23 protein-coding genes and 1 tRNA gene (1 of these 24 cut by a window edge) are annotated in these 24136 nt (G+C 57.4%); 11 read left to right on the forward strand and 13 right to left on the reverse strand.

Features of this window, described 5'->3' with window-relative positions; genetic code table 11:
- The 4 genes from ACTG2U_RS09395 to ACTG2U_RS09410 form a co-directional block, all read right to left on the reverse strand.
- Positions 1-171, reverse strand: the beginning of a protein-coding gene (locus ACTG2U_RS09395; RefSeq protein ID WP_005358159.1) for a putative bifunctional diguanylate cyclase/phosphodiesterase. 1761 nt of this gene lie to the left of the window's left edge; the window shows 171 of its 1932 coding nt (coding positions 1-171); its start codon is at positions 169-171; its stop codon lies beyond the left edge, outside the window.
- Positions 172-194: 23 nt separating this feature from the next.
- A complete protein-coding gene (locus tag ACTG2U_RS09400) occupies positions 195-695 on the reverse strand; it encodes a molybdopterin-binding oxidoreductase (protein WP_005358155.1) in 501 nt (166 codons plus the stop codon).
- A gap of 102 nt (positions 696-797) precedes the next feature.
- Positions 798-2432, reverse strand: coding sequence for a chaperonin GroEL (groL, locus tag ACTG2U_RS09405; protein WP_005340575.1), 1635 nt, complete (start codon positions 2430-2432; stop codon positions 798-800).
- 43 nt (positions 2433-2475) lie between these two features.
- Positions 2476-2769, reverse strand: a complete 294-nt coding sequence (locus tag ACTG2U_RS09410; RefSeq protein WP_005340573.1) for a co-chaperone GroES — start codon at positions 2767-2769, stop codon at positions 2476-2478.
- 260 nt (positions 2770-3029) lie between these two features.
- Between ACTG2U_RS09410 and ACTG2U_RS09415 the strand changes: the two genes are divergently transcribed.
- Positions 3030-4364 carry an MATE family efflux transporter gene (locus ACTG2U_RS09415; RefSeq protein WP_429011841.1) on the forward strand — a complete coding sequence of 445 codons (1335 nt, stop codon included), beginning with the start codon at positions 3030-3032 and terminating at the stop codon, positions 4362-4364.
- Positions 4365-4398: 34 nt separating this feature from the next.
- Here the strand turns inward: ACTG2U_RS09415 and ACTG2U_RS09420 are convergent, their stop codons facing one another.
- A complete protein-coding gene (locus ACTG2U_RS09420; RefSeq protein ID WP_439974395.1) occupies positions 4399-4875 on the reverse strand; it encodes an FxsA family protein in 477 nt (158 codons plus the stop codon).
- Between the two features lie 442 nt (positions 4876-5317).
- Here ACTG2U_RS09420 and aspA point away from each other — a divergent pair, with 442 nt between their 5' ends.
- The gene (aspA, locus tag ACTG2U_RS09425) at positions 5318-6760 is read left to right on the forward strand and encodes an aspartate ammonia-lyase (RefSeq protein WP_005340569.1); all 1443 of its coding nucleotides are present in this window, start codon (positions 5318-5320) and stop codon (positions 6758-6760) included.
- 125 nt (positions 6761-6885) lie between these two features.
- Positions 6886-8205: an anaerobic C4-dicarboxylate transporter gene (locus tag ACTG2U_RS09430; protein ID WP_021229055.1), complete on the forward strand. Its 1320-nt coding sequence runs from the start codon at positions 6886-6888 to the stop codon at positions 8203-8205.
- A 242-nt stretch (positions 8206-8447) separates the two neighbouring features.
- Here the strand turns inward: ACTG2U_RS09430 and tsaD are convergent, their stop codons facing one another.
- Positions 8448-9461 (reverse strand): tRNA (adenosine(37)-N6)-threonylcarbamoyltransferase complex transferase subunit TsaD, encoded by a 1014-nt coding sequence (tsaD, locus tag ACTG2U_RS09435; RefSeq protein WP_005349085.1) that lies wholly within the window; start codon positions 9459-9461, stop codon positions 8448-8450.
- 179 nt (positions 9462-9640) lie between these two features.
- On the opposite strand from tsaD, the gene rpsU reads away from it, so the two are divergent.
- The 5 genes from rpsU to ACTG2U_RS09460 all read left to right on the forward strand — a co-directional run bounded on the left by rpsU (position 9641) and on the right by ACTG2U_RS09460 (position 14534).
- Entirely contained in the window at positions 9641-9856 is a 216-nt protein-coding gene (gene rpsU / locus ACTG2U_RS09440) for a 30S ribosomal protein S21 (protein WP_005309452.1), read from the forward strand.
- Positions 9857-9871: 15 nt separating this feature from the next.
- Entirely contained in the window at positions 9872-10315 is a 444-nt protein-coding gene (locus ACTG2U_RS09445; protein ID WP_005349081.1) for a GatB/YqeY domain-containing protein, read from the forward strand.
- A gap of 88 nt (positions 10316-10403) precedes the next feature.
- Positions 10404-12191 carry a DNA primase gene (gene dnaG, locus ACTG2U_RS09450; RefSeq protein ID WP_021229053.1) on the forward strand — a complete coding sequence of 596 codons (1788 nt, stop codon included), beginning with the start codon at positions 10404-10406 and terminating at the stop codon, positions 12189-12191.
- A gap of 183 nt (positions 12192-12374) precedes the next feature.
- Positions 12375-14270 (forward strand): RNA polymerase sigma factor RpoD, encoded by a 1896-nt coding sequence (gene rpoD / locus ACTG2U_RS09455; protein ID WP_439975118.1) that lies wholly within the window; start codon positions 12375-12377, stop codon positions 14268-14270.
- Between the two features lie 187 nt (positions 14271-14457).
- Positions 14458-14534: transfer RNA gene (locus ACTG2U_RS09460), tRNA-Ile, on the forward strand.
- Positions 14535-14697: 163 nt separating this feature from the next.
- Here ACTG2U_RS09460 and ACTG2U_RS09465 read toward each other — a convergent pair.
- The 4 genes from ACTG2U_RS09465 to purH all read right to left on the reverse strand — a co-directional run bounded on the left by ACTG2U_RS09465 (position 14698) and on the right by purH (position 18881).
- A complete protein-coding gene (locus ACTG2U_RS09465) occupies positions 14698-15255 on the reverse strand; it encodes a cytochrome b/b6 domain-containing protein (RefSeq protein WP_439845836.1) in 558 nt (185 codons plus the stop codon).
- The gene (locus tag ACTG2U_RS09470; RefSeq protein ID WP_005349056.1) at positions 15236-15610 is read right to left on the reverse strand and encodes a cytochrome b562; all 375 of its coding nucleotides are present in this window, start codon (positions 15608-15610) and stop codon (positions 15236-15238) included. Before ACTG2U_RS09470 ends, ACTG2U_RS09465 begins: the two co-directional genes overlap by 20 nt.
- A 277-nt stretch (positions 15611-15887) precedes the next feature.
- Positions 15888-17174, reverse strand: coding sequence for a phosphoribosylamine--glycine ligase (gene purD / locus ACTG2U_RS09475; protein WP_439974396.1), 1287 nt, complete (start codon positions 17172-17174; stop codon positions 15888-15890).
- A gap of 114 nt (positions 17175-17288) precedes the next feature.
- Complete coding sequence (purH, locus tag ACTG2U_RS09480; RefSeq protein WP_368173935.1) at positions 17289-18881, reverse strand: bifunctional phosphoribosylaminoimidazolecarboxamide formyltransferase/IMP cyclohydrolase; 1593 nt, start codon at positions 18879-18881, stop codon at positions 17289-17291.
- A gap of 414 nt (positions 18882-19295) precedes the next feature.
- Between purH and zntR the strand changes: the two genes are divergently transcribed.
- Positions 19296-19751 carry a Zn(2+)-responsive transcriptional regulator gene (gene zntR / locus ACTG2U_RS09485; protein WP_005340544.1) on the forward strand — a complete coding sequence of 152 codons (456 nt, stop codon included), beginning with the start codon at positions 19296-19298 and terminating at the stop codon, positions 19749-19751.
- A 214-nt stretch (positions 19752-19965) separates the two neighbouring features.
- Complete coding sequence (locus ACTG2U_RS09490; RefSeq protein ID WP_100654533.1) at positions 19966-20205, forward strand: alternative ribosome-rescue factor A; 240 nt, start codon at positions 19966-19968, stop codon at positions 20203-20205.
- Positions 20206-20294: 89 nt separating this feature from the next.
- On the opposite strand, the gene ACTG2U_RS09495 is transcribed toward ACTG2U_RS09490, so the two are convergent.
- The 3 genes from ACTG2U_RS09495 to rdgB form a co-directional block, all read right to left on the reverse strand.
- Positions 20295-20726, reverse strand: coding sequence for a hypothetical protein (locus ACTG2U_RS09495; RefSeq protein WP_139410266.1), 432 nt, complete (start codon positions 20724-20726; stop codon positions 20295-20297).
- Positions 20727-20819: 93 nt separating this feature from the next.
- Positions 20820-21965 (reverse strand): radical SAM family heme chaperone HemW, encoded by a 1146-nt coding sequence (gene hemW, locus ACTG2U_RS09500; RefSeq protein ID WP_439974397.1) that lies wholly within the window; start codon positions 21963-21965, stop codon positions 20820-20822.
- Between the two features lie 90 nt (positions 21966-22055).
- Positions 22056-22652 (reverse strand): RdgB/HAM1 family non-canonical purine NTP pyrophosphatase, encoded by a 597-nt coding sequence (gene rdgB, locus ACTG2U_RS09505; protein ID WP_005340539.1) that lies wholly within the window; start codon positions 22650-22652, stop codon positions 22056-22058.
- Positions 22653-22890: 238 nt separating this feature from the next.
- On the opposite strand from rdgB, the gene ACTG2U_RS09510 reads away from it, so the two are divergent.
- Positions 22891-24054 (forward strand): multidrug effflux MFS transporter, encoded by a 1164-nt coding sequence (locus ACTG2U_RS09510; protein ID WP_005340537.1) that lies wholly within the window; start codon positions 22891-22893, stop codon positions 24052-24054.
- Positions 24055-24136: the final 82 nt, after the last annotated feature.

The raw sequence follows: 24136 nt of genomic DNA on the forward strand, positions 1-24136 counted from the left end.
GAGCTCCAGCTGCAACTGCATCAGCGCCCAGGAGACATCATAGGTGTATTTCTCCATCGCTCTGGTCGCATTCTGAATCTGCATCAGGCAATAGAGGGTGCTCCCGGTAAACAACAGGATGGATACATACAGAATGACGAGCAGTGGCCACGCCCTAGTCTTTCCTTTCACCCCATGCTCCCGTGCTGTTTTTATCAGTGCTGAATGTCTATCAAATCCAGCTGCCAGATCATCATGTCGGTATATTCGGATCGCTTCAATTCCGGATATTGATCAAGAGGCAGCATAAACCAGACCGGCCCCTTGTCACGTACCCGCATGACAGCACCATTGTCTTCCCATGCGAGAATGGGCTCGTATTTGGCAACCTTGTCCCATTCAATGCGGATCTGGAAGCTGTTCAGTGCCGTCAACGTAATGGTCTTGCCATCCGCACCGACTGCAGTCAATACATCGGCCAATTTTGGGCCTCTGTAGGTGTGCGGCTTATCTACCCACGGGTTGCCGGTCACTATCTCATGTTGCGGCAGAGCCTGCAGTTTGGCCAGATCAAACAACACCTTGCCATCAACTTCATCTGCCGACCTGATGTTACCACCCACTTTCAGGATCACCGGCCCAGTCAGTGCCTCAGCAGCCATCACCGGCATGATGACCAATGAACACAGTAGTGTCAGCCAACCAAACATTTTCATATCGCCCCCAGATTTGCTGTCTCAACAGACTCAGTTTAGCCAGATATAAAAAAACGGCTCGCCTTGAGCGAGCCGTTTGTCAAACAGAGCAAGGGGGGATGATTACATCATGCCCATGCCACCCATGCCGCCCATGTCAGGCATGGCAGGGGTATCTTTCTTCGGCAGTTCGGTGACCATGCACTCGGTGGTGATCATCAGACCGGCGATGGAAGAGGCAAACTGCAGGGCGGAACGGGTTACCTTGGTCGGATCCAGGATGCCCATGGCCAGCATGTCGCCATACTGTTCGCTGTAAGCGTTGTAACCGAAGTTGCCTTCGCCGTTCTTCACTGCGTTGGCAATGACGGAGGCTTCTTCACCGGCGTTGATGACGATTTGACGCAGCGGGGCTTCCATGGCGCGCAGGGCAACCTTGATACCGACGTTCTGGTCTTCGTTGTCACCACGCAGACCAGCCAGTTTGGCTGCAACGCGAACCAACGCAACACCACCACCGGCAACCACACCTTCTTCAACCGCGGCGCGGGTAGCGTGCAGGGCATCTTCAACGCGTGCTTTCTTCTCTTTCATCTCGACTTCGGTGGCTGCGCCAACCTTGATCACGGCAACACCGCCAGCCAGCTTGGCTACGCGCTCTTGCAGCTTCTCACGATCGTAGTCGGAAGAGGTCTCTTCGATCTGCTGACGGATCTGGGCAACACGGCCTTCGATCACACCGGCATCGCCCACGCCATCGATGATGGTGGTGTTCTCTTTGGTGATGACGATGCGCTTGGCACGACCCAGATCTTCCAGAGTCGCTTTTTCCAGCTCCATGCCAACTTCTTCAGAGATGACGGTACCGCCAGTCAGTACGGCGATATCCTGCAGCATGGCCTTGCGACGGTCACCGAAGCCAGGCGCCTTGACGGCAGCCACTTTCACGATACCGCGCATGGTGTTAACCACCAGAGTCGCCAGGGCTTCGCCTTCTACGTCTTCAGCAACAATCAGCAGCGGCTTGCCAGCTTTGGCAACGCCTTCCAGCACCGGCAGCATTTCGCGGATGTTGGAGACTTTCTTGTCAACCAGCAGGATGAACGGGTCGTCCAGTTCAACAGAACCGGTCTCTTGCTTGTTGATGAAGTAGGGGGACAGGTAGCCGCGGTCGAACTGCATACCTTCAACAACTGCCAGCTCATCTTCCAGACCCTGACCATCTTCAACGGTGATGACGCCATCGCGACCCACTTTGTCCATGGCTTCAGCAATCAGCTTGCCCACTTTCTCGTCGGAGTTTGCGGAGATGGTGCCCACCTGAGCGATGGCATTGCTGTCGGCGCACGGCTGGGACAGTGCTTGCAGCTCGGCAACAGCAGCCACAACGGCCTTGTCGATACCGCGCTTCAGATCCATCGGGTTCATACCGGCGGCAACGGCTTTCAGACCTTCGTTGACGATAGCCTGAGCCAGAACGGTTGCAGTAGTGGTACCGTCACCGGCGGCATCGTTCGCCTTGGAAGCCACTTCCTTGACCATCTGGGCGCCCATGTTCTGGAACTTGTCTTCCAGCTCGATTTCGCGCGCAACAGACACACCATCTTTAGTGATGGTCGGGGCGCCGAAGGACTTGTCCAGCACCACGTTGCGGCCTTTCGGGCCCAGAGTCACCTTGACGGCATCAGCCAGGATGTTTACGCCTTCCAGCATTTTGATGCGGGCTTCGTTACCAAACTTAACGTCTTTAGCTGCCATTTTTCTTCAATCCTTAAATCAATTCGGGGAAAAGGAGGATGGATTACTCTTCGACAATCGCCAGGATGTCGGTTTCGGAGAGGATCAGGACGTCCTGACCATCCAGCTTCTCGGTCTTAACACCGTAGCCTTCGTTGAAGATAACCTTGTCACCAACCTTCACGGCCAGCGCTTTGACTTCGCCATTATCCAGGATGCGACCAGTCCCCACGGCAAGCACTTCACCACGGGTGGACTTCTGGGCCGCAGTACCAGTCAAGACGATACCGCCGGCAGATTTGGCTTCAGCTTCGATGCGCTTGATGATGACGCGGTCGTGCAGTGGACGAATTTTCATCGATAACTCTCCCAAAATGAGTCTCATTGTTGCTTTGAGGAATGGCCGTTCCAGGCCAAATTAGATATGTCCCTGATGTGGGGCAGAGTTGCTAACCCTTCAAGGGCAAATACAAAAAAAATTTTTTCACGTACTATAAACATCTTCGATGGTTCAGCCATGTCCGCACTCTGGAGCAAGGTCGGTTCAAGCCGCCCGGTTTCCATGCCAGAACCTTCAAAGCCAGCTGTAGAGACGAGCCCTTGACCCGCACCAACCCCATGCTGACAGCCCCTATTCCGGTCGTACTGCGCCAGATGACGGGCCCCATGATCTTCGGCATCATCGCCATTCTGGCCTTCAATCTGGTCGATACCTTTTTTATCGGTATGCTGGGAACCGAAGCTCTGGCTGCCATCAGTTTTACCTTTCCTGTCACTTTTGTGGTTACCTCGCTGGCGATGGGATTGGGCGCCGGATTGTCAGCGGTGATCGGTCATACCCTGGGGCAGGGCAAACACGATGAGGCGGCCCATCTCGCCACCGACAGCCTGTTTCTGGCGGTGATCATGGTAGCCCTGCTCTCCGCGGGGGGCGCTCTCACCATCAAACCCCTGTTTACCCTGTTGGGGGCCAGTGCCGAGCTTATCTCTCTCATCCATGACTACATGCTGATCTGGTATCTCACCGTCCCCATGCTGGTGCTGCCCATGGTGGGCAATGCCGCCATACGGGCGACAGGCGATACCAAAACCCCCAGTCTGGTGATGGCCGTAGCCGGGTTGGTCAACGGGGTGCTGGATCCTCTGTTGATCTTCGGCATCGGCCCCTTTCCAGAATGGGGGATTCGCGGGGCAGCCATCGCCACCTCTATCTCCTGGTTGATGGCGATGCTGGTCAGCCTCTATATCCTGCGTCATCGGGAGGGCTTGCTGCTGTGGCACCTCTCGCCGCGGACTCGGTTGCTATACCACTGGCGGGCGTTACTCCATGTCGCCGTCCCCGCCTCTTTTACCAATATGCTCAACCCCCTGGCCAATGCGGTGCTGATGACGATCTTTGCAGGACTGGGTACCGAGGTGGTGGCCGCTTACGGCGCCGCGTCGCGGGTCGAGGCGCTGTTGCTGATTGTGATGATGGCCCTCGCCTCCGTACTGGCCCCTTTCATCTCGCAAAACTGCGGCGCTGGCAATCCGGCCCGCGCCAAGGCTGCGCTGCAAAGCTGCATGAGGTTTGCGTTGCTGTTCCAGCTCGCCATCTATGGCCTGACCTGGCTACTGGCGCCACTCATCGCCAACCTGTTCAGCGATCATCCGCAGGTCATTCGCCTCATCATTCTCTATCTGCATCTGGTGCCGATCGGTTACGGCTTTCAGGGCATGGTGATGCTGTTGGCCTCGGCACTTAATGGCGTGAGAGCATCCAGTATCTCGTTTTTGTTCAACGGATTGCGGCTGTTTGGTTTTCTGTTGCCAGGAGCCTGGCTGGGGGCAAAGCTGGGAGGAGAACAAGGGATCTATCTAGGGATACTGCTGGCCAATCTGGCGGCGGGCACCCTCGCATGGTGGTATGCCCGACACCGCTTCGAGGCCTTGTGCCATCAGGGCAAACCCTGATTCAGTCACTCGCCTCGGGTTTTCGTCTCGTCGATTACTCTTTGCGCTCAAATTCGCCTTCGATGGTGGTGCCGCCCTGCTTGGCGTTCCCCAGATGATCATCGGACGGTGCGTTGCCAAACGGCGATTGAGTACGCTGGAAGCCACCCATCTGCATCCGGAACTGGCTGCTGCCGATCAGCTTGTCAGCCAGTTTGTTGCGCAGCCAGGGTTGGAGCAACAGCACACCGAAAATGTCGGTCACGAAACCCGGGATAATAAGCAGCAAACCGGCCAACGCCAGCATCATGCCTCCCATCACCTCGCGGCCCGGCATCTCGCCCATCTTCATCTTTTGCTGGGCGCTGAACAGGGTCTTGATCCCTTCACTGCGTACCAGCGAGGAGCCCAATACCGCAGTCAGTATGAGCAAGCCGACTGTCGGCAGCGCCCCGATTACCGAGCCGACCTCGATCATCACGGTGAGTTCCAGCACAACCAGACCCACCAACAACAAAAACAACTTGCCCATATCCACTCCAGCACCGGTAAATTGAGAAAAAGTGGCGCCCATCCAACGATGGTCAGAGACGATTTTGCCACCCCATCATCACCACTTTCTGCCCTGAATAAATGGGGGCAGCCCCCCTCTTTTCAAGTTGGTCAACTGACTCCTACGTCATCAGCAATCTAAAAAATCAGCAAAAAGTCACAAAAACTTATAAAAATCATCATGATAAAAACTTCATAACATATGTGTACTTTCCTCAAAGTAATTTGAAAATGTCGCAAATTTAGTGATCCACCTCTAATAACCGATACCTCAATTGGAGTAGTATATTGATTAGTTTTTCGGGAGGTCATTCTCCCAACCGCCCCACTCGATGTGTGGTGCTTCAGGATGAGCTGTGCGCAAGGAACTCGCGACCACTCGGTGAGGATTTTTCCATTTATCTGATTTCTGAGGCATTACAATGAGCGACATCAAGAACGTCCGCATTGAAGAAGACCTGCTGGGCACCAAAGAAGTTTCCAATGATCTCTACTACGGTGTGCACACCCTGCGCGCTGTCGAGAACTTCAAGATCAGCTCTCAGAAGATTTCTGACGTTCCGGAATTCGTCCGCGGTATGGTGCTGACCAAGAAGGCCGCTGCGCTGGCAAACGGTGAACTGGGTACCATCCGTCCTGAAATTGCTGACAAGATCGTAGAAGCCTGCGACCTGATGCTGAACACCGGCAAATGCTTCGACCAGTTCCCGGTCGACGTTTACCAGGGTGGTGCCGGCACCTCCGTCAACATGAACACCAACGAAGTACTGGCCAACATCGCCTTGGAAATCATGGGTCTGGAGAAAGGCCGCTACGACGTCATCAACCCGAACGACCACGTCAACAAGTGCCAGTCCACCAACGATGCCTACCCGACCGGTTTCCGCGTTGCTGTGGTCAACAGCACTGACGTGACTCTGCACGCGCTGGAGCACCTGATCGCGGCATTCGATGCCAAAGCGAAAGAGTTCAAAAACATCCTGAAGATGGGCCGTACCCAGCTGCAAGATGCGGTTCCGATGACCCTGGGTCAGGAGTTCCACGCATTCGCCGTGACCCTGCGTGAAGAGATCAAATCCATCAAGCGTTGCCAGGAGCTGCTGCTGGAAGTGAACCTGGGCGCGACCGCCATCGGTACCGGTCTGAACACTCCGCCCGAGTACTCTGCACTGGCCATCAAGCGTCTGGCCGAGATCACCGGTCGTGCCTATGTGCCGGCAGAAGATCTGATCGAAGCGACCTCCGACTGTGGCGCCTACGTCATGCTGCACGGCGCCATCAAGCGTCTGGCCATGAAGCTGTCCAAGATCTGTAACGACCTGCGTCTGCTCTCCTCCGGCCCGCGCACTGCACTGAAAGAGATCAACCTGCCAGAAATGCAGGCGGGTTCTTCCATCATGCCGGCCAAGGTCAACCCGGTTATCCCGGAAGTGGTCAACCAATCCTGCTTCAAGGTATTCGGTAACGACATCACCATCACCTTCGCCGCCGAAGCCGGTCAGCTGCAGCTGAACGTCATGGAGCCGGTTATTGGTCAGGCGATGTTCGAATCCCTGAGCCTGATGGAAAAAGCCTGTATTTCCCTGCGCGAGAAGTGCGTGGAAGGTATCACCGCCAACCCGGAAATCTGCATGAATCACGTGCTGAACTCCATCGGTATCGTGACCTACCTGAACCCCTTCATCGGCCACCACGAAGGGGATATCGTCGGCAAGATCTGTGCCCAGACCGGCAAGAACGTCCGTGAAGTCGTTCTTGAGCGCGGTCTGCTGAGCGCCGAGCAGCTGGACGAAATTCTCTCCATCGAGAACCTGATGAACCCGCAATACAAAGCCAAGCGTTTCACCCGCGAAGCTGCCGTATAAGCGAGTGTGGGCCGGGATCTTCCCGGCCCATAAAGTCAGTTCCCGATTGGTCTTTATCCCCAGCCCGATCGGGAATTGGCTTTTTGCCAAATAAAAACCAAAAACTAAAAAATGGAGTTATCGCTATGATTGGAATCGAGTTACTTGTCGTGCTCGCCGCTATCTATCTGGGGGCCCGGATAGGCAGCATCGGCATCGGCTTTGCCGGTGGTCTGGGGGTACTGGTCTTGACGTGGGGTCTGGGCATGCCCATCCCGAGCGATCAACTGGTCAGTTACATCCCTTGGGATGTGATCATGATCATCGCATCCGTCATCTGTGCCATCGCCTGTATGCAACTGGCTGGCGGGATGGACTACCTGGTCTTCCTGGCAGAAAAAGCGCTGCGCAAGAACCCCAAATACATCACCTTCGCCGCCCCGGTGGTCACCTACCTGATGACCATGCTGGCCGGTACCGGTCATACCGCCTTCTCCACCCTGCCGGTGATCGCTGAAGTGGCCAAAGAGCAAGGGATCCGCCCATCCCGTCCGCTCTCCATCGCGGTTGTCGCCTCCCAGATCGCCATCACAGCTTCCCCGATCTCTGCCGCTGTGGTTGCCTTCTCCGGCATGCTCGAGCCGTTTGGTGTTGACTACCTGACCCTGCTGGCCATCTGTATCCCCTCTACCTTCCTGGCCTGTATCCTGGGCGCCTTCATTGCCAACATGATGGGCAAGCCGCTGGAGCAGGACGAAGTCTATCTGGAGCGTAAAGCCAAGGGCCTGATCAAACTGCGTGGTACTACCAAGCTCGAGATCAAACCGTACGCCAAACTGTCTGTCTGGATCTTCATCGCCGCCATCGTTGCTGTCATGGCTTATGCCACTGCCATCTCCGGTAAAGTGGGTCTGATCACCAACCCGCCGATCCCCCGTGACGGCGCCATCATGGGCATCATGCTGGCCGCGGCCACCATCATGACTCTGGTGTGCAAACTGGACGCCACTCAAGTGACCAACATGCCGACCTTCAAGTCCGGTATGTCTGCCTGTATCTGCGTACTGGGTGTGGCCTGGCTGGGTAACGTCTTCGTAAAAGGCAACATGGACACCATCCAGCTGATCGCTGGCGACCTGCTGAACCAGTACTCCTGGCTGCTGGCCGTGGTGCTGTTCTTCGCCGCCATGCTGCTCTATTCACAAGGTGCCACCACGAAAGCGTTGATGCCGGCCGCACTGGCACTGGGTGTCAGCCCGCTGACTGCGATTGCCTCTTTCGCAGCCGTGAGCGCCCTGTTTGTACTGCCGACCTACCCGACCCTGCTGGCTGCGGTAGAGATGGACGACACCGGCTCCACCCGTATCGGTAAGGCGGTCTTCAACCACCCCTTCTTCGTACCGGGCACCGCCACCATCGCCATCGCCGTGGCGCTGGGCTTCTTCTTCGGCGGCATCTTGCTGTAATTCATCGCCTGCCGATCGCCAAATAAAAATCCCCGCCAGTTGGCGGGGATTTTTTTATCTCTTTACTCTGTGCTTGGCTGTCTGGCAGCAAGAGACCTGACGTCTTATCCGGATGGCTCAACCACGGCGACAGCAGACACCACAACAGCGTGCCAGCGGCGCTATAACCACCGCTGCCGGATTGCAGGAGCGATAGGCCACCATGGTACTCACCACCACGCCAGAAGGCGGGATCCGTCGGATCAGACCGGATCCAGGGTATCCAGCGGCCAGCGCGGCACGGCTTTGACCGCCAGCGGCTCAAACACGCCCGCTTTCAGGCGCTGCATACCGGCATAGGCAATCATGGCGCCGTTATCGGTGCAATATTCAGTGCGCGGATAGAACACCTCGCCCTTGAGGCTCTCCATCAGCTCCGCCAGCTGGGCACGCAGATGACGGTTGGCACTGACGCCACCGGCGACCACCAGGCGCTTAAGACCGGTCTCTTTCAAAGCACGACGGCACTTGATGGCCAGGGTATCGACCACCGCATCTTCAAACGCCCGAGCGATATCGGCACGGGTCTGCTCATCATCACCATTGGCGGCGATGGTGTTGGCGGTGAAGGTCTTGAGGCCAGAGAAGCTCATGTCGAGCCCGGGACGATCTGTCATGGGACGGGGGAAGTGGAAGCGCCCGGTGGTGCCCTTCTCGGCCAGACGGGAAAGCAGCGGGCCACCCGGATAGTCCAGCCCCATCAGCTTGGCGGTCTTGTCGAACGCTTCGCCAGCGGCATCGTCGATGGATTCGCCCAACAGCTGATAACTGCCGATGCCATCAACCCGTACCAGCATGGAGTGACCACCGGAGACCAGCAGCGCTACGAAGGGGAACTCGGGGGCCTTCTCTTCCAGCATGGGGGCCAGCAGGTGGCCTTCCATATGGTGGACGGCGATAGCAGGCTTGTTCCATGCCATCGCCAGCGAACGACCAATAGTGGCTCCCACCAGAATGGCGCCAACCAGACCCGGACCCGCGGTATACGCGATGCCGTCGATGTCATCTTTACCCAGTCCCGCCTCTTGCAATGCGGCCTGGATCAACGGGATCGTCTTGCGAACATGATCCCGGCTGGCGAGTTCGGGGACGACGCCACCGTAGTCCGCATGCAGCTTGACCTGGCTGTATAACTGATGGGAAAGGATCCCTTTTTGATCGTCGAAGATCGCGATCCCGGTTTCGTCACAGGATGTCTCTATGCCCAATACACGCATTGCTAAAAAATTTCACTGCTAAAATGAGACGGCTATGGTAACCTTCGCGGGTTTTTTAAACCAGAGCGATCTCTGCGGGTTTACTTTCATTCCCTGTCCAGAGTATAATTTCGCACCATTTTAAGACATGCTGATCGATTGAAGGTCAGCTAACAATTTATCACTGAGGTGAAAGGCACATGCCAGTAATCAAAGTCCGTGAAAATGAGCCGTTTGACGTTGCTCTGCGTCGTTTCAAGCGTTCTTGCGAAAAAGCCGGTATCCTGTCCGAAGTTCGTAGCCGTGAGTTCTACGAGAAGCCGACTACCATTCGTAAGCGCGCCAAAGCGTCTGCTGTCAAGCGCCACGCCAAGAAGCTGTCTCGCGAAAACGCACGTCGTATCCGCCTGTACTAATCGGGAGATATTGCCGTGTCTCTGAAGGATCAACTCAAGGATCAGCAAAAACTCGCCATGCTTGCCAAAGATAAGGCACGTCTGGGAGCGATCCGCTTGTTGATGGCAGAAATCAAGCAACGTGAAGTCGATACCCGTATCGAGCTGAATGATGAGGATATCCTCGCTGTCGTGACCAAAATGGTCAAACAGCGCCGCGATTCCATCAGCCAATTTGAAGCTGCCGGTCGCCAGGATCTCGCCGACAAAGAGTCCGCCGAGATCGTTGTGTTGCAGGAATTCCTGCCGCAACAGCTGACCGCAGATGAAATTGCTGCCCTGATCGAGCAAGCCATCACTGAAAGTGGTGCTGCCGTCATGGCTGATATGGGCAAGGTCATGGCTGTCTTGAAGCCGAAAATTCAGGGGCGTGCCGATGTCGGCGCCGTCAGTGCTCAGGTGAAAACCCGCTTGGCGTAACAGGCAACTCTCTTGTTTGGTCGAAGAAGCCGTGCTTCCCTTGGAATGCGCGGCTTTTTTATTTTCTCCGCAATGAAACAGGACGGTTATGGCAGGCAGGATCCCCCAATCCTTTATCGACGATCTGCTCGTACGCACAGACATAGTCGAGCTGATCGACTCGCGAGTGCGGCTGAAAAAAGCCGGTAAGAACTACCAGGCTTGCTGCCCTTTTCATAACGAAAAAAGCCCCTCTTTTACCGTCAGCCAGGAGAAGCAGTTCTACCACTGTTTCGGTTGTGGCGCCCACGGCAACGCCATCGGCTTTGTCATGGAGTACGACGGTCTCGAATTTCCCGATGCCATCGAAGAGCTCGCCAGCATGCAGGGCATGCAGGTGCCTCGCGAGCAGAGCATCGGCGGCTCGGCCAATAGCCAGCCCGCCGTCAGCAAGGATCTGTTCGAGCTGATGAACCAGATTGCCCGCTTCTACGAGAGCAACCTCAAGAGTGCTCCTCATGCGGTGGAGTACCTCAAAGGCCGCGGCCTGACCGGTGAAGTGGTCAAACGATTCAACATTGGCTATGCACCCAGCGATTGGGATCAGGTGCGCCGCCGCTTTGGTACCAGCCGGGATCACGAGCAGTTGCTTATCTCGGGCGGCATGCTGATCACCCGTGACAATGGCCCGGGGAGTTATGATCGTTTCCGCGATCGCATCATGTTCCCGATCCGTGACAAGCGTGGCCGGGTCATCGGTTTCGGTGGCCGGGTGCTGGGTGATGGCACTCCCAAATACCTGAACTCGCCGGAGACCCCCATCTTCCATAAAGGGCGGGAGCTGTTCGGTCTCTACGAGGTGAAGCAGGCACACAAGGATCCACGCCGGATCCTGGTGGTGGAAGGCTACATGGATGTGGTGGCACTCGGTCAGTACGACATCGACTATGCGGTGGCGGCGCTGGGTACTGCAACGACCAGCGACCATATCCACACCCTGTTTCGCACCACCGCCGAGGTAGTCTGCTGCTACGACGGTGACAACGCCGGTCGTGAAGCCGCCTGGCGCGCGCTGGATAATGCCCTCCCTCATCTGCAGGATGGCCGCGAGCTGAAGTTCGTGTTCCTGCCCGATGGCGAGGATCCCGACTCGCTGGTACGCCAGATCGGCAAGGAGGGTTTTGAAGCCCTGCTCGATCAAGCCCAACCGTTCGCCGACTTCATGTTCGAGCGTCTCGGTCGCGATGCGGCGCTCTCCGGTGAGGCAGGCAAGTTCGAAGTGGCCAACAAGGCCGCCGAGCTTATTCGTCGCGTTCCGGAAGGGTTTACCCGCGAAGGGCTGATCACTCGTCTCTCCAGCATGATGCGCTGGGGCGAGAACAAGCAGCGCATCGCCGAGCTCTTTGCCCGCAACAGTCAGCCCAAGGCCGAGGTCAACAAACCCAAGGCAGCCAAGCTGACGCCACTGCGGCGTGCGCTGGCACTGATGGTGCAATATCCGGCAGTAACGGCTGAGCTTCCCCCCATGCCGGAATTGGCCGGACTACGCGTACAGGGCATCAAGTTCCTGCTGCAACTGCACCAGCAGATCCTGGCACAGCCTGGTATCACAACCGGTATCCTACTGGAACACTGGCGTGGTACCAAGGAGGGAGAGATCCTTGCTCAGCTGGCCATGCACGACCTGTTCGAGGAGATCAAACTCGATCAGGAGCCGGATATTCTGGGAGAATTGCAGGACACCTTTGTCGGCTTCATCAACCAGTTTCTGAAACAGCGGATCGAAGAATTGCAGGCCAAAGTGGCTCAGGAAGGACTAAGCTCCGAAGAAACCCAAGAGCTGATGATGCTGATAAGAGAGGTGCAAATTGAGAAAAGAAATGAGAGTGGGGCTTGATATTTGAGTGATTAGTCCCAATATGGATAGCGTTGCCCGAATCGACGGGATGAAAAGCAAAATTTTTATAACCGCCTGGCCCCGACAATACTGCGGGCAGGGGTTTCTCATGACCGACGCCGCAACCAGACATAGCATGTCTGGCGGTTTTCTATTAGAATTGGCTATTTGCGCAGCAGCGCACTGTACGCGCAACCTAGCAACACCAACCGGATGAGTTCTATGGAGCAAACCCCGCAGTCTCAGCTTAAACTCCTCGTTGCCAAAGGTAAAGAACAGGGCTACCTGACCTATGCCGAGGTGAACGATCACCTCCCGCAAGACATTGTCGATTCAGACCAGATCGAAGACATCATTCAGATGATCAACGATATGGGCATTCAAGTGGTTGAAAACGCTCCGGATGCCGATGACCTTATCATGGCTGAAGGTGGTACCGCCGATGAGGACGCTGCCGAAGCAGCGGCCCAGGCTCTGGCATCTGTTGAATCTGAGATTGGTCGCACGACCGATCCCGTCCGCATGTACATGCGGGAAATGGGTACCGTCGAACTGCTGACCCGTGAAGGCGAAATCGACATCGCCAAGCGGATCGAAGACGGTATCAACCAGGTACAAAGCTCCGTAGCCGAGTACCCTGAAGCAATTACTTACCTGCTCGAACAGTACGACAAGTACGAAGCCGAGCAGCTGCGTCTCTCTGACATTATCTCTGGCTTTATTGACCCGAACGAAACCGAAGATATGGCGCCTACCGCCACGCATATCGGTTCCGAGCTCGGCGAAGACGATCTGGCCGACGAAGATGAAGAAGACGAAGAAGACGAAGACGAAGATGGCGACAGCTCTGACGACGACGGTGACGGTGGTCCGGATCCGGAAGTTGCTCGCGAGAAGTTCGGCGAACTGCGTGCCCAGTATGAAGTGACCCGCCTCTCCATTCAGAAGAATGGTCGCGCGCACGAAGATACCCAGGCCGCCATCGCACAGCTGGCCGATGTATTCCGTCAATTCCGCCTGATGCCCAAGCAGTTCGATCGCCTGGTCAACAACATGCGTGAAATGATGGAGCGCGTCCGCGTGCAGGAACGTATCATCATGAAGCTCTGCGTTGAGCAGGCCAAGATGCCGAAGAAAACCTTCGTCGCGGCCTTCACCAACAACGAGTGTGAAACTGCCTGGTTTGAATACCAGAAGCAGGCTGGCAAAGCCTGGTCTCCCCGTCTGGTTGAAATGGGCGAGGATATCCAGCGCGCCATCGGCAAGCTGCAGCAGATTGAAGAAGAGACCGGTCTGTCGATTGCCCAGATCAAGGATATCAACCGTCGTATGAGCATCGGTGAGGCCAAAGCCCGCCGTGCGAAGAAAGAGATGGTTGAGGCCAACTTGCGTCTGGTTATCTCTATCGCCAAGAAGTACACCAACCGCGGTCTGCAGTTCCTGGATCTGATCCAGGAGGGCAACATCGGTCTGATGAAGGCAGTAGACAAGTTTGAATACCGTCGTGGCTACAAGTTCTCGACCTATGCAACTTGGTGGATCCGTCAGGCCATTACCCGCTCCATCGCGGATCAGGCCCGTACCATCCGTATCCCGGTACACATGATCGAGACCATCAACAAGCTCAACCGAATCTCCCGTCAGATGCTGCAGGAGATGGGTCGTGAACCGAACCCGGAAGAGCTGGCCATGCGCATGGGCATGCCGGAAGACAAGATCCGCAAGGTACTGAAAATCGCCAAAGAGCCTATCTCCATGGAGACGCCCATCGGTGATGATGAAGATTCCCACTTGGGCGACTTTATCGAAGATACCACCCTGGCTCTGCCAGCGGATGCGGCGACCAGCGAAAGCCTGCGCAATGCCACCCGCGAAGTGCTGGCTGGCCTGACCGCCCGTGAAGCCAAGGTACTGCGGATGCGTTTCGGTATCGACATGAACACTGACCACACCCTAGAGGAAGTGGGCAAACAGTTCGACGTTACCCGTGAGCGTATTCGTCAGATCGAAGCCAAGGCACTGCGCAAACTGCGCCACCCGAGCCGCTCGGAAGTGCTGCGCAGCTTCCTGGACGAATAGTCCTGACCCTGTGTCAAACTGCTCTGCCAAAGCCCCGCCATGCGGGGCTTTGTTTTGTCTGGCATTTACCCTTATGACCCTCTTTGCACCCTCTATCGACCTGGACAATTAGTCGCCAAGTGGTTGATATACCTATAGACTGCCCTTTCCTCTTCCCCTATAATCCACGCCGCTAAACGCACAATTTGGCCCCTTAGCTCAGTTGGTCAGAGCAGTCGACTCATAATCGATTGGTCGTGGGTTCAAGTCCCCCAGGGGCCACCAAATTGAAAAAGGCCGCTCATCATGAGCGGCCTTTTTCAATTTGGTGGTCGGGCAATGTCCCGTGATAGCTCTATGAGGTCATAGAAAAGACCCGCCATGGGCGGGTCTGGGCAGGGTCCGGATCAGGCGCCTCACTCAGAGACAAGGCGCCTAATGCTGAGCCTCAGGTTTGCTCGTTGCTGCCGCTCTGGATGGATGAGCGACGCCCGATGGCTGGCAGCATCCGGGTAACCAGATTGCTGCGCTGACGCCAGGAGGTGAAGACGATGGCCAGCAGATGCAGACCAATCAACCCCTGCAGCGCCACCACGCACCACTCATGCCACTCGTCAGCCCCCAGTTCAAATCCCGTCTCGGTATTTTGAAACCAGCCGCTGCCAGCAGTGGCCAGCACAACCAGCCAGAGTGCCCACACGGCCAGCTTGCCGCTACCGTGATGACCCGGTGCCGGAGGCTGCCGCTCACGCATCTCGCGCGCTTGCTGGCGAAAATCCTCACCACTGGGGATGAGGGATCCAAGGCGGGCGTAGCCACGGGCAAAAGTGAGCCCCCAGAGCAAACGCAAGGAGACCAGCCCAATGGCGCCGTAACCCAGCCACTCGTGCCACTCCTCGCCCGCTTCGTTAACCCAGAGGTTGCCGATGCACACCGCCGCCAAGCCCCAGTGGGTCAGGCGAACCAGCGGATCCCAGCGAAAGGGCTCACCCTTTTTGCTTGGCATATTTGTGGTACTCCTTCTTCAGGTCGTTGACCTTGGCCAGATGTTCGCGCGCCTTTGCCTCATCACCCGCCTTGAGTGCGGCCAGGCTGGCGTCCAGCTCGGTCTGTACCTCATTCATCCCTTCAAGGAATTTCTCTTTCTTGGCTGCCGGCATGTTCTTCTGCTTGGCCACGTCCAGCTGGGCCTTCATCTCGTTGATGTGCTTCTCCATGGTGGCTGCATCATCAGCCTTGACGGCCTGCTTGTAGTTGAAGCCAATCTTCTTCATCGGCTGTTCCAGATCACCCGCCACGGCAGGCAGGGTCATCAGGCCAAACATCAGGGGCAGCAGCAGGGGGCGGACGGTTTTCAACATGGGATTTCCTTATATAACGACATGCTCGAATTGTTAGGGGTACTTATGAATCCAAACAAGAATTCATCACCAGCATGATGCCATGACTCATGGTGAAACGTTTGTGAAAAATGCTGTTTTTTGTGGCAAATAGTGACAGATATGCCGCGCTTGTTTGCGCTTGGTAACTGACTGAACGCCGGTGACGCGCAGCATGAGGATGGTTGAAAGCGGTAAACAGGGACAAAAAACCCCGCCGTAGCGGGGTCTGAATCAGCTGGCCATTTGCGGGCGTCAGTTACTCCTGTTCGCGAGCAATGGCGCGCCAGCCGATATCCTTGCGGTAGAAGACGCCATCCCACTTGATGCGGCCAGCGAGCTGATAGGCACGCTGCTGGGCTTCAGCCACAGTGTGGCCGAGGGCGGTGGCGCACAACACGCGGCCGCCAGCAGTCAGGCTGGTATCGCCCTCCAGGCGGGTACCGGCATGGAACACCTTCTCGCCCGCCACTTCATCCACCGGCAAGCCGCTGATGGGGTGGTTGGTGCTGTAATCGCCGGGATAGCCACCCGCCGCCAACACCACGCCGATAGCGGCGCGGGGATCATAGATGGCCTCTTTCTGATCCAGCTTGCCTGCGCAAGCGGCCAGGCAGAGCTCCACCAGATCGGATTGCATCCGCAGCATGATGGGCTGGGTCTCGGGATCGCCGAAACGGCAGTTGAACTCGATCACCTTGGGATTGCCTGCACCGTCGATCATCAGACCGGCATAGAGGAAACCGGTGTAGACGTTGCCCTCGGCCGCCATGCCGCGCACGGTCGGCATGATCACCTGCTCCATCACCTTCTGATGTACCTCGGCGGTCACCACAGGCGCCGGGGAGTAAGCCCCCATACCGCCGGTGTTGAGGCCGGTATCACCGTCGCCAACCCGCTTGTGATCCTGACTGGTGGCCATCGGCAGCACGTGCTCGCCATCGACCATGACGATGAAACTCGCCTCTTCACCCTCCAGAAACTCCTCAATCACCACCCGGGAGCCCGCTTCGCCAAAGGCATTGCCGGAGAGCATGTCGCGCACCGCGTCTTCCGCTTCCTGCAAGGTCATGGCGACAATCACCCCCTTGCCTGCCGCCAGACCATCGGCCTTGATGACGATGGGGGCCCCCTTCTCGCGCAAGTAGGCGAGCGCAGGCTCCACTTCGGTGAAGTTCTGGTACTCGGCGGTCGGAATGGCGTGACGGGCCAAGAAATCCTTGGTGAAAGCCTTGGAGCCTTCCAGCTGGGCAGCGGCAGCGGTCGGGCCAAAGATCGGCTGACCGGCAGCGCGGAAGGCATCCACCACCCCTTTCACCAGCGGCGCTTCCGGCCCGACGATGGTGAGGCCGACCTGCTTCTCTTTGGCAAAGGCCAGCAGCCCTTCGATATCGGTCGCGTCGATGGCAACGTTCTCGACACCCGGCTCAAGCTGGGTGCCCGCATTGCCCGGCGCCACAAAAACGTGACGTACCAGTGGGGAGTGTTTGACCTTCCAGGCCAGGGCGTGTTCGCGGCCACCGTTGCCAATGATCAGTACTTTCATCGTATCGCTCGCTTCTATTTGTGGTCACTGGACGGCCACCCGGGCCGTCAGTCAGCGGAAATAGTCAGTTGAAAAGAGACAACAAAAGGGCCGCCATCGGCAGCCCCTGACCCATCAATGACGGAAATGGCGCATGTTGGTGAACACCATGCACATGCCGTGCTCGTCGGCGGCGTCGATTACCTCCTGATCGCGCATCGAGCCACCCGGCTGGATCACGCAGGAGATACCAGCCTGAGCGGCAGCATCGATACCGTCGCGGAACGGGAAGAAGGCATCGGAGGCCATCACGGAGCCCGCCACGGTCAGCCCTTCGTCCGCCGCCTTGATACCGGCGATTTTGGCCGAATAAACACGGCTCATCTGGCCTGCACCGACGCCGATGGTCTGGCCATCTTTGGCGTAGACAATGGCGTTGGATTTGACGAACTTGGCCACTTTCCAGCAGAACAGCAGATCCTGCAGCTCGGCCTCGGTCGGCTGGCGCTTGCTGACCACGGTCAGGTCACCCAGCGTCACCATGCCGAGATCCCGCTCCTGTACCAGCAGGCCGCCGTTGACGCGCTTGAGGTCAAAGCCTTGCGCCGGTGCCGTCCACTGACCGCATTCGAGCAGACGCACGTTCTGCTTGGCGGCGACCGCATCACGGGCTGCTTGGCTGACGGTCGGGGCGATGATCACTTCGACAAACTGGCGGGCCACGATGGCTGCCGCAGTGGCACCATCCAGCTCACGGTTGAAGGCGATGATGCCGCCGAAGGCGGAGGTGGGGTCGGTCTGGTAGGCGCGATCGTAGGCACTCAGCAGGTCGCTACCGATGGCCACACCGCAGGGGTTGGCATGCTTAACGATGACGCAGGCCGGCTCGTCGAACTCCTTAACACACTCCAGCGCCGCATCGGTATCGGCGATGTTGTTGTAGGAGAGCGCCTTGCCCTGCAACTGGGTAGCGCTGGAGACAGAACCCGGAGCGGCATGCTCTTCGGCGTAGAAGGCGGCTGCCTGATGGCTGTTTTCGCCGTAACGCATGTCCTGCTTCTTGATGAACTGGCTGTTGAAGGTGCGCGGGAAACGGGACTCCTCGTCACCCTCCTTGTTGTCACCGTAGGAAGGAACCATGGTGCCGAAGTAGTTGGCGATCATGCCGTCGTAGGCGGCGGTGTGCTCGAAGGCTGCGATGGCCAGATCGAAACGGGTCGCCAGTTTCAGGCTGTTGCCGTTGGCATCCATCTCGCGAATAACCCGATCATAGTCAGCAGCTTTGACGACGATAGCAACATCTTTGTGGTTTTTGGCAGCAGAACGCACCATGGTTGGGCCGCCGATGTCGATGTTCTCGACCGCATCCGCCAGGGTGCAGCCCGCTTTGGCCACGGTGGCAGCAAAGGGGTAGAGGTTGACGACAACCATGTCGATGGGGGAGATAGCGTGCTGGGCCATGATGGCGTCATCCTGATCCCGACGGCCGAGGATGCCGCCATGAACCTTGGGATGCAGGGTCTTGACCCGGCCATCCATCATTTCAGGGAAACCCGTGTAGTCGGAGACCTCGGTCACCGGCAGACCCGCCTCGCCAAGCAGCTTGGCGGTACCGCCCGTGGAGAGCAGGGCAACACCACGCTCGTTGAGTGCCTTGGCAAATTCCAGAATGCCAGTTTTGTCAGACACACTCAGCAGTGCACGGCGAATGGGTCGAGCTTGTTCCATCACACTATCGTCCTCAACATAACGGGGACCGTTCCATGGGAGGCGAGGCTCAACACAGAGAGTCCCCAAATAAATGGAAGTGGGGGATTTCGCAAACCACTCTCGCCCGACATCCGGCAAAAGCGTTTTAGGAAATGCCCGCTTGGTGCGGCGCTCTGTTATGGGCGCGTATTCTACACAAAAAATGTGACCTGTGGTGGATTTTTTGAAACAGCAAAGCCTTATTTGGCGCGGCGTTAAACGTTTTCCACTTGATTTTCTCGAAACGTTTGCACTTTCAGTGTTTTATGGGAAAAAGAGTCGCCAGGAGATGTTTATCTGCCCCTTTTATGCCCTTGGCTGGCAATCCATGGGCAAAGGGGTGATAGTGGATTCCGGTTTTTGTGGCGGCATACATTCAAGGGGAGAGAGAGCATGTATCGGATCGGTGAACTGGCCAAGGCGTGCGGGGTCAAGGCAGATACCCTGCGTTTTTACGAGAAGAACGGGCTTATCTCACCGGGGATCCGCAACGAATCCGGCTACCGTCTCTACAGCGAACAGGACAAGCGGCGGCTGGAGTTTATTATCCGCGCCAAGTCGGTCGGATTCTCGCTGGCCGATATTGGCGAGCTGCTCGACCTCGATACCAACAAGGCCAAAGTCACCTGTCAGGAGGTGAAAGCAGTGGCCGACACCAAGCTGGCCCAGGTGGAGCAGAAGATCATCGAACTGACCCGCTTTCGCGACAATCTGCGCGAGCTCTCCAATATCTGCTGCGGCGGGCCGCGCTCGGCCGAGCACTGCGCCATCCTCGAGACGCTGGAATCTGGCGCCCCGGCCCATCACGAGCATCATAGCCACGACCAGCATGACACTGTTCACGGCTGACATGGTATGCCTGACTGAGCGTGCCTGGCTCAGTGTGACTGACTCGGTGCACCCGACGCATTGCTCCGGCGGCGATTTGGTGACAAAATCGCCGCGTTTTTAACCGGTGCAGGTGCATCCTGTTGCCGGGCGCTAGCCTGCACAGGCGCTTGCAGTGAAAACCGCCATCCAGACACAAGTATCAACACACCAAGAGAAAAGAAGAGGAGCCATCATGGCCAAAATTCGGGTCGACCAACCCGCCCTCCCCCGTGAGGAAAATGCGCAAGGGGGCCACTATGCCCATCAGCGCGGCGAGATAAAGGATAACCATCTGCACGCCCTGCTCTCCGATCCCCTGTTTCGCAGCCGGGTCGAGCGCAACAAGAAGGGCAAGGGGAGTTACCAGCGCAAGGCCAAATTTGGCAAGCGGTGGGAGCCCGGCCAACAGCAGATGATCCGCGTCTGCTGCTGAGCGGGTTCCTTCCGACCATAAACAATCAGGGCTCCATAGGTGCCCTGATTGTTTGTGGATCTCTGGGGTTATAGCCCACAATACTGGGGCTAGAAGGCAGCCAGATAGTAACCATTCATCTTCTGCTGAATGCCACACCAATCGAGGCTAGACTGTTTGCCGTTGATAATCAGCTCGTCCTTACCATCATCGCGCAGGTAGAAATGGTGGTTTTCGCCACCACGGTCCACTGCTTGAAAGTAATAGTCACTTTGCCAGCCGAGCTGCTCGTTACGCCACAGAAGGAACTCTCCTTGCTCATAGGTAACTGTCACTGACTTGGCCTTGGTTATCGCTGGACATAGCCGGGCCAGTTGGCCAAACCTCTGCTTAACTGCATCAGTACGATCGACTCCGTCATTATTGCCACGCAGGCTGATATTAACCTGCTGCTTGGTCGGCATAGCTAAATAGGCAACACCGCTACCAACTAGCGCGATCACCCCCAATACAGCCCAACCAAAGCCGTTTATCTTTGTCATCTCCGCTCTCTTTTGCTGTAACTCACTGGTGTACTGCCCTCAAGGTAATGACACATATCAGCCTCAAATAAAAGAAGGTTCGCCAACCACCGCTCACTCATCCATAAACAGTTCGAGCAATACGTTCAGATAGCGATGGCCGAGAGAAGTGAGCTGCCAGCTATCCCCCAGATCCTCGATCAGCTCCTTGCTCTGGGCGATGGCGAGCACCGTCTCCACCCGCTCCAACTCCAGACCTGTGTATGCCTCGAACTCCGCCTTGGGGGCCGGTTCAAACAGGCGGAAGCGGTTCATAAAGTATTCGAGCGGCAGATCGTCTGCCGTCACCTGCCACTGCTCGTCCAGATAGGGGCGACTCTTGTCCAGATACCCTTTCGGATGCTTCACCTTGGCGGTGCGCAGGATCTGCTGATTCACGAGATCGGTCACCTTGCCGTGGGCGCCACAGCCGATCCCCAGATAGTCACCAAAGCGCCAGTAGTTGAGATTGTGATGGCACTGGTAGCCCTCTTTGGCATAAGCCGAGATCTCGTACTGGCGATAACCGCTGGCGGTGAGCATGGCGTGGCCCTGCTCGTAGATGTCCCACAGGGTGTCATCTTCCGGCAGTTTGGGCGGTTTGGAGGCAAATGCCGTATTCGGCTCTATGGTGAGCTGATACCAGGAGAGGTGCGGTGGTGCACAGTCGATAGCCTGCTGCAGGTCATAAAGGGCGTCATCCAGACTCTGATCCGGCAGACCGTGCATCAGATCCAGATTGAAGGTGGGCAACTTGATGGCGTGGGCCAGAGCGGCGGCCTTGCGCGCCTCTTCCGGGCCGTGAATGCGGCCGAGGCGGGTCAGCTTCTCCTGCTGGAAGCTCTGCACCCCGATGGAGATACGGTTGATGCCGGCGCGCTGGAAACCGGCGAACTTGTCCGCCTCCACCGTGCCCGGATTCGCTTCCATGGTGATCTCGCAATCCGCGGTGAGCGGAATGCGGGCCCGCACCCCGTCCAGCAAGGTTTGCATCGCCTCCACCGTCAACAGGCTGGGAGTGCCACCGCCGATAAAGATCGAGGAGAGCGGCCGTCCCTGCGCCCACTTCCGATCCTGATCCAGATCCTCCAGCAGGGCGGCGACATATTCGAGGTGAGGCAACTCCCCCTTCTGGGCATGGGAGTTGAAGTCACAGTAAGGGCACTTCTGGACGCACCAGGGCACATGAATATAGAGAGAGAGCGGCGGCAGTTGCAGCATGGGACTTCCAATAAAACGGGGGCTCAAGGCCCCCATTGTAGATGACTATGTGTAATTGACCGTGTGTAACCGACAAGGTGGCGAAGTGGCTTAGTGCGCCGCAGCCAGCGCCGCTTTTAACTTGGCCAGCGCCTGACCGCGATGACTCAGCTGGTTTTTCAGCTCGGCGGGCATCTGGGCGGCGGTGCAGTCGTGATCCGGCACGAAGAAGACCGGGTCATAGCCGAAACCGTGCTGACCGCGCGGCTCGTCGATGATCATCCCTTCCCAGCTCGCCTGACAGATGATGGGAGTGGGATCGTCAGCGTGGCGCATATAGACCAGCACACACCAGAAGCGGGCGCTCTTCAGGTACTCGGGGGCACCTTGCAGCTCGCCGAGCAGCTTCTCGATGTTGGCCTTGTCGCCGGCACCCACACCGGCAAAGCGGGCGGAGTAGACGCCGGGGCGCCCTTGCAGCAGATCGACTTCCAGACCGGAGTCATCGGCCACGGCGGGCAGACCGGTAATGCGGGCGGCGTGGCGGGCCTTGATGATGGCATTCTCGACGAAGGTGGTGCCGGTCTCATCGGCATCGGAGACCGCAAACTCGCTCTGTGGGATCACCTGGATCTTCATATCGGCCAGCATGGCGGCCAATTCCTTCACCTTTTTCTGGTTACCTGTTGCCAGGACAAGCTTGTTCATCGAGCACCTCCGCAAAAATAATCTGCGCATTCTATGCGGCGCAAGCGTTTAGTAAAAGCGTCAATTACACCCGCTGTGATGGGGTTACGGGGGATTTGCCGCCATCGAATAACCAGCTTTTTAATACATGTTTCCATAATGGAATAACCAAAGTGATTAAATACCATTTCTATTCATTACTGTGAGTCAGTAGACTCGCGCCCCAATTCATTAACCTGGCTGACTAAAGAGGTGACAGATGCCATTGATACTTTTACTCGTACTACTGGTGCTGTTCAGTCCGCTGGCTATCGACATCTACCTGCCCGCCATTCCGCAGATGGCCGAGCAGCTGGGCGCCGAAGTAACCCTGATGCAGGGCACCATCACCTGGTTCCTGTTCAGCATGGGGCTGGGGCAACTGCTTGTTGGCCCGCTGGCCGATCGCTACGGTCGCAAGCCCATCGCGCTGGGCGGCGTGCTGCTCTATGGCCTGAGCGCGCTGGGGGCCGGTTTTGCCGCCAGCCTCGGCGAATTGATGCTGGCGCGAGTGCTGCAAGGCTTCGGCGCCTGCGCCACCTCGGTCGCCGCCTTCTCGGTGGTACGTGACAGCTACGGCCCGAAAAAGAGCGGCCAGATGATCTCCTATCTCAATGGCGCCATCTGCTTTATTCCTGCGCTGGCCCCCCTGCTCGGTGGCTGGCTCACCGCCAAGGCGGGTTGGTCTGCCAACTTCTGGTTTATGGCCGGTTATGCGCTCATCGTCGGCAGCTGGCTGATGTGGCGGATGCCGGAGACCCGCCCGGAGGAGACCCGCAGCGAAGGGGCCCTCATCAGCTGGTCCCGCTACAGCCCGGTGCTGCGCTCCCCCAGCTTCCTGTTCAACGCGGCGCTGTGCATGCTGGCGATGGCGGTGATCCTCGCTTATGTCACCGCCGCACCGGTGCAGCTGATGGTGAAACTGGGGCTGGACATGAGCGGCTTTAGCTACTGGTTTACCGCCAACGCCGCGCTCAACATTCTGGCCTGCTTCATGGCGCCGCGCTTTATCGCCAAGGTGGGGCCAAGACGCACCCTGCGCATCGGGCTGCTGGTGTTGATGCTCTCGGCCATCACCCTGACTTTGGCCATGCACATCGAGCATCCGCTGGCGATGATGGGGCCGGTGTTCCTCTCCAGCATCGGCTTTGCCATGATTCTGGGCTCGGCTGCCGGGATGGCGCTGGCACCGTTCGGCCACTGCGCCGGTACCGCCGCCGCTCTGCTCGGCCTGTTCCAGATGAGCGGCTCCGGCGCCCTCGTTGGCTTGACCGGTGCCCTGATGCACGATCCGCTCAGCCAGCTGGCGCTGCATATGTGGCTGCTGCTGCCGCCTCTGGTGATGCTGATGACCCGGCGCGGTCGCCGCTTGTGTTTGCAATAAATCCTGTGCTCTGATGGGCACACTCAGGGGGCCATCGGCCCCCTTCTCGTTTGTATCGCCTTTACAACGAATGGCCATCCGG

The organism is Aeromonas sp. 95A (genome assembly GCF_051919235.1).
In the GTDB taxonomy this organism is placed as follows: Bacteria; Pseudomonadota; Gammaproteobacteria; order Enterobacterales; family Aeromonadaceae; genus Aeromonas; species Aeromonas veronii.